This window comes from Achromobacter sp. AONIH1, assembly GCF_002902905.1.
Lineage (GTDB): Bacteria > Pseudomonadota > Gammaproteobacteria > Burkholderiales > Burkholderiaceae_B > Achromobacter.
Genome location: NZ_CP026124.1, coordinates 5,600,941 through 5,614,495, shown reverse-complemented (window position 1 = coordinate 5,614,495; position 13,555 = coordinate 5,600,941). Strand labels below are relative to the sequence as shown.

Sequence of the window (13,555 nt, the reverse complement as noted above, 5' to 3'; positions counted from 1 at the left end):
AATCAGGGAATGGACAGGCAGGACGGGTCCGCGTGCGCCGCCATCATTTCGTCGACGACGGCCTGGGCACGGTCGCCGTCGCCCAGCGCTTCGATCAGCAGCAGCACCAGCTGCGCCAGACGGTCGCGCTGGACCGAGGGATCGGGCGCGCTGGTGAGCGCGATCAGACGTTCGAGCAGATCGTCAAGCTGCGGCTGCGACAGGGGCATGGGCGTGGGCTCCGGCATTCGATGGGGAGTGCGCGTCCGGGGACGCGGGGTGGGCGCAGGGGTAGAGCGCGGCGGCGATCCAGTCCGGCAGGGCGGCGCCAGCCTGGCCCGAGGCGGCGGCATCGACGGCGGCCATCACATGCTGGTCCGGTCGGATCAGCCAGACTTCGCCGTTCATCTCCACGCCCAGCTGGCGCCGCAGCGCCTCGCGGCCCTCGGCATCGCAATGGGCGCCGACCGTCACGCGACGCAGCAGGGCGTCGTCGGCGGCCGGCTCCGGGATGTCCGGTACGGGGTCGCCGAAGACCAGGGCGGTGAACCAGGGGCCGAGCAGCTGGTGCAGTGAGCGCTGCGCGCGCCGGTCCAGCACCACGTTGGGCAGCGCGCGTCCCGCATGCGGGCTGGCGGGATGCGCCAGCGGCGACGGCGGATAGATGGCCGGCATGCAGAGCCGGCCGGTATTGATCATGCGCGCGGGCACGTCGTGGCGCGGGGCCAGCGCGATGATGGCGTCGCGCCACATGCGCGCCGATTCGGCCGGGCCGGGATGCACGAAGCGCGACGAGCGCCGCGCCTGGCGGATGTTCTCCAGCGCCGCGTGCTTGCGCTCGGCGCTGTAGCTGTCGAGCAGCGTGTCGCTGGCGCGTCCCTGCAGCACCAGCGCCAGTTTCCAGCCCAGGTTGTCGGCGTCCTGGATGCCGCCGTTGCCGCCGCGCGCGCCGAACGGCGCCACCAGGTGCGCCGAGTCGCCGGCGAACAGCACGCGGCCATGACGCAGGCCGGGCAGGCATTCGTGGCGATAGGCCCAGACGCCGTGCCAGGCGATATCGAAATCGACCTGTTCGCCCAGCAGGTCCCAGACGCGCTGGCGCATGGCCTGCGGCGTGCAGGCGGCCTGCGCGTCCTCGTCGGGGCGAAGCTGGAAGTCCAGCCGCCAGGTGTCGTCGGCCATCTTGTGGCGCCAGACGGCCCGGCCGTGGTTGCTGCCGGCGTCCAGCCAGGTCCAGCGCTCTTCCGGCCAGGACGTACCGCGCAGCACCACGTCGATGATGATCCAGCGGTCTTCGTTGCGGTCGTAGACCTCGGGCCGCAGGCCCAGCGCCTGGCGCAGCGGGCTGTTGGCGCCGTCGCAGGCGATCACCCATTCGGCCTGCGTGCGGTAGTCGCCCTCGGGCGTGTGCACGCGCAGCGTGACCGGACCGCCGTCGGCGGGCGAGTCGATCGCGTCGACGCGGTTGAGCCAGCGCAGCTCGGCCAGCGGCTCGCGTTGCAGCGCCTCGACCAGGAAGGCTTCCAGATAGTATTGCTGCAGGTTCACGAAGCCGTTGTGGCGCATGTCGGGCTGCGCCTGCAACGTGAACGAGGCGACTGCCGCATCGCGGCACAGCACGCGCCCGACGTTCCAGCGCACCCCCTTGGCGACGATGACGTCGGCCACGTCCAGGCGGTCGAAGATGTCCAGCGTGCGCTGCGCCCAGACCATGCCGCGCGAGGCCAGGCCGCGCACGCCCACGGTGTTGTCGTCGTCCAGCAGGGTCACGCGCTGGCCCCGGCGGACCAGGTCCAGCGCCATCGTCAGGCCGCTCAGGCCGCCGCCCACGACGATGACCGGGTGCGGCGCGGACCGGGCTCGGTCCAGCTCGTCGGGCCTGACGAAAGGGTAGGTGGGAAGCTCCATCATGGCTTGACCTTGTGCTCCAGTGATCTATAGTTCTCGGCGTCAGGGCACCAATGTAGAAGTGCCGCCGACGGGCGTCATGTCCTCACGCAAGAGGACAATGCGCGGCCCGCCGATCCCCGTAGAATCGATCGCCAAGACTGGGGGAGCCAGAACCATGAGAGAGACAAGCCATCAAGCGTTCGCGCGCGCGGACGGCGGGCAGTGGGCAGTTCCCGTGATCACCGGCCTGGGCGGCCCGGCCTTTCATGCCACCTTGCTGGCGGGGCTGCGCGATCTGGTGGGCGCCGACCACGTCACCGACCTGAGCTACGACCGCGCCGGCGGACTGGGCCAGTGTTCGGCCGCCAGCCTGCTGAATCAGTCCATGATCGAGTGGACGACCAACCTCTATGTCAACGGCAGCTTCTATCGCCGTGACCCCAATTACCAGATGCTCTGCGGCATGGCGGGACAGCGGCGCCGTTCGGAAGACCTGATCGTCGAGACGCTCTGTCCCGAGGGTATTCCCGATGCCGAATACCGGCGCCTGCTGTTCGAGCGGCCGGGCTTCGCCAGCAAGATCTCGGTCATCGGCGCGCGCGACGATGGCGTCTGCTACATCAACCTGTATTTCTCGCGGCGGCACGGCGCCGGCGTGGAGGATCTGCTGCGCGGCTGCGCGCCGCTGCTGATCGCGCTGAGCCGGCGTCATCGCGAACTGCGCTGCCCGGCCGAACCGGCATGCACCGGGGCCGAGAGCTGGGCTTCGGGGTTTTCACTGAGAGAGATCCAGGTGGCCGGCCTGTTGCGGCGCGGCCATACCGCCAAGCAGGTGGGGCGCGAGCTGGGCTTGTCGCCAGCCACCGTGGTGACCTACAAGAACCGCATCTTCAAGAAATGCCAGGTCGCCAGCCTGAAGGAATTCCTGCTGAAGACGCCGTCGCCAGCGGCACAGGAACGGATCGGCCTTTCCTGTTGAGCCGCGATGGGCGGCCCGGCGCGCCGGGCCGCTGGCGGCCTCAACGCGGCGACGGGGAAACCGCCCGGCGTTCGGCGCGATGGCACCAGCGCAGCACGCGCCAGGTCGACAGCATCATCAGGAGCAGCACGAACAGGAATGGAAAGCCCGTGGCCACCGAGGCGGCCTGCAGGGAATTGAGTCCGCCGCCCAGCAGCAGGATAAGCGCGACCACGCCCTGGGCCACGGCCCAGAAGATGCGCTGGATGATGGGCGCGTCGACCTTGCCGCCGGCGGTGATGCCGTCGATGACCAGTGAACCGGAATCCGACGAGGTGACGAAGAAGATCACCACCAGCACGATCGCGACCAGCGAGGTCAGGCCGGCCCAGGGCAGCTGGCGCAGCATCATGAAGAGCGACAGCTCGGGCTGGTTGGCCAGCACCATTTCCTGCACGCCCGTATAGCCCTGCGCCACCAGCTGGTGCAGCGCGGTGCCGCCGAAGGTGGTCATCCAGAAAATGGAGACCAGCGTCGGCGCGATCAGCACACAGACCAGGAACTGGCGCACGCTGCGGCCCTTGGAAATGCGGGCGATGAACATGCCGACGAAGGGCGACCAGGAAATCCACCAGGCCCAGTAGAACGAGGTCCAGCCCTGCAGGAAGGCGTTGTCGTCGCGGCCGAAGGGCTGCGACAGCTGCGGCAGGTATCGCAGGTAGGCGGCGGTGTTGTCGAGCAGGCCTTGCAGGATGTCGGCGGTCGGGCCCACGGCGATGATCAGCAGCATCAGCAGCAGGGCCAGCGCCACGTTCAGCTCGGACAGGCGCTTGACGCCCGCCTCGATGCCGGCCACGACCGAGCCCAGCGCGATCGCCGAGATCACGATCACCAGGATGATCTTGTTCTGCGCGTTGATCTCGATGCCGTACAGGTGATGCAGGCCGGCCAGCGCCTGCTGCGCGCCAAGGCCCAGCGAAGTCGCCAGGCCGAACAGCACGGCGAACACGGCCAGTATGTCGATGGCGTTGCCCAGCGCGCCGCGCGCGTGCCGCAGTCCGAGGATGGGATAGAGCACCGACCGGATGGACAGCGGCAGGCGCAGGTTGTAGGTGATCAGCGCCAGCGACAGGCCGACGACCGCGTAGATCGCCCAGGGATGCAGGCCCCAGTGGAACACCGTGGCGGCCATGGCCAGCTCCCGCGCGGGCGCGACGGCCGGGGCAACCAGCTGGCCTTGCGCGTCCAGCGGCGGCGCCAGGCCCAGCGGCGGATTGTTGAAATGATGCATGGGCTCCATCACGCCGAAGAAGACCAGTCCGATTCCCATGCCGGTGGCAAACAGCATCGAGGTCCAGCCGACGAAGGAATATTCGGGCTTGGCATCCTGGCCGCCGATCACGACGCTGCCCATGGGCGAGAAGATCAGGAACAGGCTGAACAGCACGAAGAGATTGGCCGCGCCCATGAAGAGCCAGTCGAAGGTCGAGGTCAGCCAGCCTCTGATGCCGTTGAGCGCGGCCTCGGTGGGGCCGGCCTGCAGCAGGGCGAAGATCACGAAGGCGGCGATCACGGCCACCGAGATGGGAAAGACGGGGTGATGGATGTCGAGGATGCCGAAGCGGATGTTGTCCTGGCCCGCCTGCGCGCTGCCCTGCAGGCGGTCCAGGAACCGATGGTGGGGATGGGTCATGACTCCGGCGCGCGCTAGGGCGCGTGCCGCCTCCTGTGTGTTTCATGGTTGTGCCGCGCCTGGATGCGGGCTTGTGGCGCACTTGTCTGCCTTGCGTGCGACGGGCCCGCAGTCATTCTTCTCCCAAGCGCTGCGCGGCTCTTTTCCGGGCCGGACGCGAAACTGCCTATTCCCGACATGGCGCGCGCCGCGCGTCGGGCGGGTTGCCGTCGCAAACCGTCTGGTTCCTGTCGCCTGGAGACAAGCGCGCCCGCGCCGGCGGCGTCACCATCGCGTAGGCGCGGCCGCCCGGCCGGCACGACGCCGGCGCGGCCGGCCAGGAGACGAGCGATGGCAGAGAACAGAGGCGTGGTTTACATGGGGCAGGGACGCGTGGAGGTCCAGCCGCTCCGCTTCCCCGAGCTGGTGGATCCCCGGGGCCGCAGGATCGGGCATGGCGCCATCCTGAAAGTGGTCGCCACCAACATCTGCGGTTCCGATCAGCACATGGTGCGCGGCCGCACCACGGCGCCCGCGGGCATGGTGCTGGGGCACGAGATTACCGGCGAGGTCATCGAGATCGGCCCCGACGTGGAGACGTTGCGGGTCGGTGATCTGGTGTCCGTGCCGTTCAACGTGGCCTGCGGCCGTTGCCGCTGCTGCAAGGAACAGGACACGGGCGTGTGCCTGAACGTGAATCCGGACCGGCCCGGCGGCGCGTATGGCTATGTGGACATGGGCGGCTGGATCGGCGGACAGGCCCGCTACGTGATGGTGCCCTACGCCGATTTCAACCTGCTTCGCTTTCCCGACGCGGCGCAGGCCATGGAGAAGATCCGCGACCTGACCTGCCTGTCGGACATCCTGCCCACCGGCTACCACGGCGCGGTGTCGGCGGGCGTGGGGCCGGGCAGTACGGTCTACGTGGCCGGCGCGGGACCCGTGGGGCTGGCGGCCGCGGCCTCGGCGCGGCTGCTGGGCGCGGCCGTCGTCATCGTGGGCGACGTGAACGCGGCGCGGCTGGCGCATGCGCGCGCGTCCGGTTTCCAGACCGTGGACCTGACGCTGGACGCGCCCCTGCCCGAGCAGGTCGCGGCGATCCTGGGCGCGCCGGAGGTGGATTGCGCGGTCGACGCGGTGGGCTTCGAGGCGCGCGGCCACGGCGGGGAGGGCTCGCGGGCCGAGGCGCCGGCGGCGGTGCTCAACGCGCTCATGGAGGTGACGCGGGTGGCGGGCCGCATCGGCATTCCCGGACTCTATGTCACCGACGATCCCGGCGCCGCCGATCCGGCCGCGCGGCGCGGCAGCCTGTCGGTGCGCTTCGGACTGGGCTGGGCCAAGGCCCATAGCTTCCACACCGGTCAGACGCCGGTGACGAAGTACAACCGGGCCCTGATGCAGGCCATCCTCTGGGACCGCCTGCGGATCGCCGACGTGGTGGGCGTGACGCTGATTTCCCTGGACGATGCGCCCAGGGGGTATGCCGAGTTCGATGCCGGCGCGCCACGAAAATTCGTGATCGATCCGCACGGCGCGCTGCTGGCGGCGTGACCGCGCGGGCCCGACGCCGGCGCGCGCCGCGTCAGGCCCGCGCGCGCCGGCGTTCGCTGTTCGGCGGATGGCCGAACTGCGAACGGTATGCCTTGCTGAAATGACAGGGTGACTGGAAGCCGCAGGCCACCGTGACGCTCATCACCGACATGTCCGTCTGCAGCAGCAGCTCGCGCGCGCGGCGCAGCCGCAGCCACAGGTAATAGCGGGTGGGCGAGATGTTCAGGTATTCCTTGAACATGCGCTGCAATTGCCGCTGCGACAGCCCCACGCTCTCCGCGATCTGGTCGAAGCTCAGCGGGTCTTCGATGTGCGCTTCCATGAGCTGCGCCGTGCTCACCAGTTCGCGTCGGTTGACGCCGATGCGCGCGGCCATCGGGATGTGCTGCTTTTCGGTGGCGCTGCGGATACGGTCCAGGATGAACTGTTCCGACACGCCGGCGGCTACCGCGTCGCCGTAGCGCCGCGCCATGAGATCCAGCATCAGGTAGAGCGGCGCGGTGCCGCCCGAACAGGTGATGCGGTCGCGGTCGGTCACGAACAGGTCTTCGGTGAATGTCACGGCCGAGAATTCCTCGCGCAGCGAGGACAGGTTTTCCCAATGCACGGCGCAGCGATAGCCGTTCATCAAGCCGGCCTTGACCAGCGCGTAGCTGCCCGTACAGAGGCTGCCCAGCGTCATGCCCAGGCGCGCCAGCCGCGTCAGCGCCCGGATCAGCGCGCCGTTGACGTGGCGCCTGACCTCGATGCCGCCACAGACGAACAGGGTCTCCATGGCGGGCGTGTCGTCCAGGCTCGCGGTGGGCGTGATGGGCAGGCCGTTGCTGCCCGTGGCGGGCGCGCCGTCGGGCGTCAGCACCGACCAGCGATACAGCGGGCGCCGGCTGACATAGTTGGCCATCCGCAGCGCCTCGACGGCGTTGACGAAGGCGATCATCGAGAAGTCGGGCAGCAGCAGGAAGCCGAAATGGCTGTGCGCCGCGTCGGGCGGATCGGGCTGGACAGGCAGGGGCCGGCTGGAAACCGGGGTGTCCGGATGGGGTTGGGGATGCATGCGTATCGACCTCGTTCAAGGCCAAGCAAACATCCGGCTGGCGTCGCCTTCGCGGGCAGGCGCCGGGCCGGGCCTGTTGCCGGCGGGTAAGCGCCGGCAGTCCAGCATGACGACCGAAAGTGCTGCTGAGTATCGGCCGTTATCGCGTTTGCGTGGAGCGGTATCGCGGGTTCAGGGAAGAAATCAGGGTTGTCCTATCGAAACCGTTGATGGAAACAGCGCCTGCCTGATCTGGCTCTCGGCGCCCGCGTTTACTTCTCGATGATCAGGTCGCTCAGGGGGCGGCTGCAGCACAGCAGCACCATGCCCTGGTCGATTTCCCGTTGCCGGATGCCGCCCTGATGGCGCATGTCGACCTCTCCGGACAGCAGTCTGACCTTGCAGGTGCCGCACATGCCTTGCGTGCACGAGGACGGCAGCCGCAGGCCGGCGGCGCGCGCGGCGTCCAGCACGGTCTGGTCCGCCGCGCAGCCCAGGCTGCGCTGGCTGCGCTCGAACCGCACGGTGTAGCTGGACCCGGTGGATGTGGCGCGCGGCTCCGGGGCCGGCGCGGTCGCTTGTTCGTCGAAGGAGAAGCTCTCTTCGTGATAGCGGCTCATGTCCAGGCCGGCCTGGGCCAGCATCTCGCGCGCCGCGCGCATGTAGGGGGCCGGCCCGCAGGTGAACACGGTGCGCGTCAGGAAATCCGGCGCCATGAGCGCCAGCGCGGGCAGGCTCAGCCGGCCGGTCAGTCCGTGCCAGGACGGCCGGCGGCCGAGCTGCTCACAGACGAAGTGGGCGCGGAAGCGCGACAGGTTCGAGGCCAGCAGGTCCAGTTCGCGCTCGAAGATGATGTCGTCGGGCGTGCGGGCGTTGTGGACGAAGACGATGTCGCGGTCGTCGCACAGATCGCGGTGGGTGCGCGCCATGGACATCAGCGGGGTGATGCCCGAGCCGGCGGACAGGAACAGGTAGCGCTCGGCCGGATGCAGCGCGTTGCTGAAGACGCCCGCTGGGCCGAGCGTTCGTACCGACATGCCCGCGCTCAGGTGGTCGTGCAACCAGTTCGACACGGGGCCGCCAGGCACGCGCTTGACGGTGATGGACAGGGTGTGCGGCTGGGTCGGCGGCGACGAGATCGTGTAGCAGCGGTTCAGCCGCGTGCCGCCGATGTCCAGCTCCAGCGTCAGGAACTGACCGGGCGTGAAGGCGAAGGCGTGGCCGGCCGGCGAGCGGAAGAAGAAGCTCTTGACGTCGTGGGTTTCGGCGCGGACGTGCGTGCACAACAGCGCTTCCTCGGTTTCGCAGTTCCAGGGCGGCGGCAGGCGTCGCCAGTACTCATGCTGGTGCAGGCGCGACATGGCGCCGTCGATGGACGGCGCGGCGGCCAGGGCGGTCTGGGGGGCGTTCATGGCCGCGCGTCATTCCAGGCAGTAGGCCGTCAGCCGGCCGACATACCAGTTGCAGAATTTCTCCACCAGGCCCTCGGCATAGGGGGAGTAGGGGCCGGGTTGGTAGGCCGGGTTGCGCACGCCCTGCTGCGACATCTCGACCAGCGCGCGGTCCTGGCTGTTGGTCGCGCGCCAGACCGCTGTCAGATTCTCGATGTCGTAGTCCTCGTGTTCGCGCGCATCCTTGTGCACCAGCCAGGTGGTGCGCACCAGGGTCTTTTCGGGCGCGATCGGCAGCACCGAGAAGGTGACGATGTGGTCGCTCATGAAGTGGAACCAGGCGTTGGGCTGCGTCCAGAACGACAGCCCGCCCAGGTCGGCGCGCTGAAAATTGCCCAGCAGCTTGCGCGAGGCCACCCGGCCGTCCAGGGTTTCCGATTCGCCGGCGCGGTCCAGCGGCAGGCGTCGCACGCGGTAGCCGGTGATGCGCTCGTCCAGACAGTCGAGTTCTGATGAGGGCAGTCCGTCTGCCTGCCATTCGGATTCCAGGCGTTGCGACAGCGCGTCGAAGTCGGCCAGCTGCTGCGCGTTGGCGGCCGAGGGCTGATAGCCGAAGCCGTATTCGAACAGCGAGATGGTCAGCTCAGGGTGGTTCGCCGCGCAGTGATAGCACTCGCGGTTGTTCTCCATGGTGAGTTTCCAGTTGCCTTCCTCGATGATGTCGATCTGCGCGGCGATCTTGCAGTCGTTCAGATGGTGCGGCAACAGATAGGGTTCGACTTCGTCGCGCAGCCGGGCGAAGTCGGTCGGCGGCGTGTCCGCCAGGCAGATGAAGAGCAGGCCGGCCAGGCTTTGCACATGCACGGGCTTGAGTCCGTGCGCGCGCTTGTCGAAGCCGGCGCCCATGTGTTCGGCGTAGGCGAGCTTGCCATCCAGCGTATAGGTCCACTGGTGATAGGGGCAGACCAGATTGCCGACGGAGCCCTGCTGTTCCTGGCACAGGCGCGAGCCGCGATGACGGCAGACGTTGTGGAAGGCGCGGATCTGCTGGTCGTCGTCGCGCACGATCACGACCGAATGGCGGCCGACGTCCACGGTGATGTAGTCGCCCGGTTCGGGAATGTCAGGCTCCACCGCTACATGGATCCAGTGGCGGGCGAAGATCGCCTCCATGTCCAGGTCGAAGACCTGCTGGCTGAGGTAGAACGGCGCGTCCAGGCTGTGGCCCGGAACGCGGTTGGCGATCAGGGCGCGCAGTGCGTCGTCCACGCGCGGGCGGGATGGGGAAAGCGGGGCGATGATGTTCATGGTCCACCTCAGTAATCAACCAGGTTGTGAGTGCGCAGATAGGCAAGCACCGCGCGCGCTTTGTCTTCCGGGGAGCCGTGCTGAATGACTTCGCCGCCCCGGCTGGCCATGGCGGTCGCGGCCAGCAGCCGGTCGCGGCCGGAGCGTCGTTCGGGCGCGGCCAGCTTGCGCGGCCGCGCGTCGGCCGGTTCGATGCGCCAGGCGTCGGCCAGCGGCGCGGCCTGGGCGGGCGCCGCAACGGGCAGTACGCGCCCGGCGCGCTCCCGCGCATAGGCATAGCGTGGTTCGAAGGGCGCGGCGGGGTGCACGGTCAGCAGCGCTGGCAGGTCCGCTTCCATGTCGCGGCGCCGGCCCTTGGGCAGAAACTGCCGCGCCCGGACCGCGCCGCCGGCCAGCTGGGCGGAGAGCACGTTGGGCAATAGCGGACGGCCCAGACGCTGCGCCAGCAGATAGGGCAGCAGGCCGCTGCCCATGCCGGACTCGCCGCGGCTGCCGCAAAGCACCAGGGCGTAGTCGCTCAGCAGGGCGGCAAGCGGATCCAGCACGTCCCGGTCGCGCGGCACGTCGATGGTCTGGACGCAGGGCGCGCCCAGCGCCAGATAGCCGCGCAATGCCGGTTCGTCGGGATCGCCGGCGTGCAGCACGGCGACGGACGCGCCGCCCAGGCGCCGGGCCAGCGCCAGCGCGGCGCCGTCGTTGCGGCTCCAGCGGACGGCGCCGCTGACGGGATGGCGTCCCAGCGAAACCAGGACGGCGATGCGCGGTTCAGCCATGGGGCGTCTCCAGGGGAGTGCGCGCGGCTTGGCGGGCCCGCGCGACTTCATCCAGCAGCGCCCGCGTCACGCTGTGCGCGTCGTCGATGATGCTCAGGTCGGCGCGCTTGATCAGCGGCGCGCTGGCGTCCAGGTTCACGGCGATCACGTGCCGGCAATCCTTGATGCCCTGCAGGTGCTGGACCGCGCCGGAGATGCCGAACGCCAGGTACAGGCTGGCGCTGACGGTTTTGCCGGTGGCGCCGATCTGCTGCGAACGGGGAAAGCGGCCATCGTCCACCGGCACGCGGCTGGCGCCGACGGCCGCGCCCAGCGCGGTCGCCAGCGCATGGAAACTCTCCAGGTCGTGCACGCCGTTGCCGGCCGAGACGATCAGATCGGCTTCTTCCAATGCCAGCTCGGCGGCGTCCAGCTTGAAGCGCGCCTGTTCGCGATAGCGCGCGGGCGCCTGCGGCCAGGGGAGCTGGCGGCGCAAGCCACGGCCGGCGCAGGGCAGGGCCTCGTCGACGGCGTCGGCGGCCAGCAGCAGGATGCGGGGCAGGGGGCAGCGGGCGAGCTGCGCCGGGCCGGCCATGCGGAAGGCTTCGCTGGCGTTCAGCGAGACCACGCCCGTCGCCGCCGTGTAGCCGGTGTGCGCGCCCAGACGCCTGCCCAGGTCGGCGTCGTCGGGATCCTCGTCGGACATGAAGATGTGCAGCGGCGGATCGCCGGCGATTTCCGCCAGCAGGGCGGCCAGGGCAAGATCGGGCGCATGGGCGGCGGGCGCTTGCGCCTGGATCAGCATATCCGCTCCCAGCGCGGCCGGATCGTCGCGGCAGTCGCCGAACACCAGCAGGTGCACGGCCGTGTCCGCCTGTGCCAGCAGCGCCGCCGCCGCGACGGCCTGGCGCGCGCCCGCCGACAGCGCGCCGCGTTCGCTGTGGGCCACCGCGAGCATGCGGCGCACGGCGGGCGCCTGGCTGCGCAAGGGCTTGGCGGCGCTGGCGGCGCCGGCTTGCGCGGGCGTCGACGCATCCTCGCCGACCGAGGCGGACTGGCCCAGCACGATGCGCTTCAGGCCCTCGGCTGTGTGGGTGTACGGCCGGCGCGGATTGATCCTGCGGATGGCGTTCATGATGTCTCCAGCGCGTCGGCGACCAGTTCCGCGATGTCGCGCACGTCGGGGCGCGGGCCGACCACGCCCTCCAGCATCGCCGTGCAGTTGGGACAGGCGACGACGATGGTGGCCGCGCCGGTTTCACGCGCGTCGGCGATGCGGATGTCGGGGATGCGGCGCTTGCCGGGGATGTCGGTCAACGGCGCGCCGCCGCCTCCGCCGCAGCAACGGCCTTCCAGGCCATGGCGCGTCATTTCCCGCAGCGGCGCGCCCAGCCGCGCCAGCAGCTCGCGCGGCGCCTCGGTTTCACCGTTGTAGCGGGCCAGGTAGCAGGGGTCGTGGTAGGTCAGGGGCGCGGACGATTCCAGCGGCTTGAGGCGGATGCTGCCTGTTCTGGCCAGGGCGGCCAGCGTGGCGGCATGATGCTCCACGGCATAGCGTCCGCCCAGCGCGGGGTACTCGTTGCGCAGACAGTGCATCACGTGCGGGTCGGCGGTCACGATGCGCTGGAAGTCCAGGCTGTCGAGCGTCTGGATCAACGCGCGCGCCAGCTGCTGGAAGGTGGCCTCGTCGCCCAGGCGGCGCGCCACGTCGCCGGTATCTGTTTCAAGCGCGCCCAGCACCGCGAAGCGCACGCCGCCCGCCTGCAGGGCCTTGACCAGCGCGCGCAGGCTGCGCTGGTAGCGCATGTCGAACGCGCCTTCGCCGGCGATGAGCAGCGCATCCACCGGACGGCCGGGCTGGATCTGTTCCACGCCCAGGTCCACGGCCCAGTGATAGCGCGCGCCCAGGTCGAAGCCGCCCGCCGTGCCGGTTTCGCGCAGGTTCGCCAGCGCCTGGGCGGCCTTGCCGGGCGCGGCGCCATGTTCCAGCGTCTGCTGGCGGCGCATGTCGACGATGGCGTCGACATGCTCGATCAGCATCGGGCAGGCCTGCACGCAGGCGCGGCAGGTGGTGCAGGCCCACAGTGTTTCCGGCTCGATCAGTTCGGGCACGATGGGGCTGGCCGGCGCGCCGTGGTGGAATCCGACGGGCAGGCCGGGCGAGGGACTGCCCGCATAGCCGGCGTCGGTGCCCCCGGCCATGCCCACGACCAGATCCTGGATCAGCTTCTTGGGATTGAGCGGCTGGCCGGCGGCGAAGGCGGGACAGGTGGCTTCGCACTTGCCGCACTGCACGCAGGCGTCGAAGCTCAGCAGCTGCTGCCAGGTGAACGTCGCCGGCGTGCCGACGCCCAGCGTCTGGCCGTCCAGCGGCAGCGGGCGCAAGGCCGCGAGCTGGCCGCGCGGCGTCTTGCCGAAACGTTCGGGGCGGGGGTGGAAGGCCAGGTGCAGCAGGCCGGCAAGCGCATGCTTCATCGGGCCGCCGCGCGCCAGTCCCACGGTCAGCTCCCAGGCGCCCACCGCCAACAGCGCGGCGGTGCCCAGGCCGGTCAGCCCGGCCAGCCACGCGGCGGGCAGCGCGCCCAGCAGCAGCAGGCCCAGCGCCAGCGCCCCCAGCATCCACGGCAGCCGGTTCCACAGGCCGCGCGACAGCCGGGCGGGCGGATGGCGGCGGCGCAGCCAGACGAAAGCCAGGCCGGTCAGCATGACCAGCGCGGCGAGCGCGATGGCCATGTCCAGGGACTGCCGATAGAGCGCCAGGCCGTAGTTGAGCGCCACCAGCAACATGGCGGCCACCGCCGCGCCCGCCGTGGCGATGTGGGCGCGCGCGATGTAGGGATCGCGCGCCACGACGTGGTGCAGGTCGACGAAGTAGCGCTTGGGCACGGCGAGCATGTCCAGCCAGCGGATGGGGGCGCTGCGCCCGGCGCGCCAGAGCGAGGCGCGGCGCAGCGTTCCGGCGCCGATGCCCAGCACGGCAAGCCAGAACAGTCCGGTGATGAGGGAAGGAAAGGCGGCCAT

Annotated in this window: 11 protein-coding genes; 2 read left to right on the top strand and 9 right to left on the bottom strand. The window is 70.0% G+C overall.

Translation table 11 applies throughout. The features are described 5' to 3' along the window. Positions 1-2 precede the first annotated feature (2 nt). Positions 3-209, bottom strand: coding sequence for a DUF2783 domain-containing protein (locus tag C2U31_RS25615; protein WP_103275373.1), 207 nt, complete (start codon positions 207-209; stop codon positions 3-5). Continuing rightward, positions 184-1,890, bottom strand: a complete 1,707-nt coding sequence (locus C2U31_RS25610; RefSeq protein ID WP_103275372.1) for an FAD-dependent oxidoreductase — start codon at positions 1,888-1,890, stop codon at positions 184-186. The genes C2U31_RS25615 and C2U31_RS25610 overlap by 26 nt, the downstream gene beginning before the upstream one ends. Before the next feature lie 154 nt (positions 1,891-2,044). Between C2U31_RS25610 and C2U31_RS25605 the strand changes: the two genes are divergently transcribed. Continuing rightward, positions 2,045-2,848: a helix-turn-helix transcriptional regulator gene (locus C2U31_RS25605; protein ID WP_103275371.1), complete on the top strand. Its 804-nt coding sequence runs from the start codon at positions 2,045-2,047 to the stop codon at positions 2,846-2,848. A 40-nt stretch (positions 2,849-2,888) separates the two neighbouring features. On the opposite strand, the gene C2U31_RS25600 is transcribed toward C2U31_RS25605, so the two are convergent. Next, positions 2,889-4,520, bottom strand: coding sequence for a BCCT family transporter (locus C2U31_RS25600; RefSeq protein WP_103275370.1), 1,632 nt, complete (start codon positions 4,518-4,520; stop codon positions 2,889-2,891). A gap of 330 nt (positions 4,521-4,850) precedes the next feature. Between C2U31_RS25600 and fdhA the strand changes: the two genes are divergently transcribed. Next, positions 4,851-6,050, top strand: coding sequence for a formaldehyde dehydrogenase, glutathione-independent (gene fdhA, locus C2U31_RS25595; protein ID WP_103275369.1), 1,200 nt, complete (start codon positions 4,851-4,853; stop codon positions 6,048-6,050). A gap of 31 nt (positions 6,051-6,081) precedes the next feature. Here the strand turns inward: fdhA and C2U31_RS25590 are convergent, their stop codons facing one another. The 6 genes from C2U31_RS25590 to C2U31_RS25565 all read right to left on the bottom strand — a co-directional run bounded on the left by C2U31_RS25590 (position 6,082) and on the right by C2U31_RS25565 (position 13,555). After that, complete coding sequence (locus tag C2U31_RS25590) at positions 6,082-7,104, bottom strand: GlxA family transcriptional regulator (protein WP_103275368.1); 1,023 nt, start codon at positions 7,102-7,104, stop codon at positions 6,082-6,084. 251 nt (positions 7,105-7,355) lie between these two features. Continuing rightward, positions 7,356-8,495 carry a hybrid-cluster NAD(P)-dependent oxidoreductase gene (locus C2U31_RS25585; RefSeq protein WP_103275367.1) on the bottom strand — a complete coding sequence of 380 codons (1,140 nt, stop codon included), beginning with the start codon at positions 8,493-8,495 and terminating at the stop codon, positions 7,356-7,358. A 9-nt stretch (positions 8,496-8,504) separates the two neighbouring features. Beyond that, complete coding sequence (locus C2U31_RS25580) at positions 8,505-9,782, bottom strand: aromatic ring-hydroxylating dioxygenase subunit alpha (RefSeq protein WP_103275366.1); 1,278 nt, start codon at positions 9,780-9,782, stop codon at positions 8,505-8,507. 8 nt (positions 9,783-9,790) lie between these two features. Beyond that, a complete protein-coding gene (locus tag C2U31_RS25575) occupies positions 9,791-10,555 on the bottom strand; it encodes a drug:proton antiporter (RefSeq protein ID WP_103275365.1) in 765 nt (254 codons plus the stop codon). Next, positions 10,548-11,669, bottom strand: coding sequence for an electron transfer flavoprotein subunit alpha/FixB family protein (locus C2U31_RS25570; protein ID WP_103275364.1), 1,122 nt, complete (start codon positions 11,667-11,669; stop codon positions 10,548-10,550). The genes C2U31_RS25575 and C2U31_RS25570 overlap by 8 nt, the downstream gene beginning before the upstream one ends. Next, on the bottom strand, positions 11,666-13,555 hold the full coding sequence (locus C2U31_RS25565; RefSeq protein ID WP_103275363.1) for a (Fe-S)-binding protein: 1,890 nt from the start codon (positions 13,553-13,555) through the stop codon (positions 11,666-11,668). Before C2U31_RS25565 ends, C2U31_RS25570 begins: the two co-directional genes overlap by 4 nt.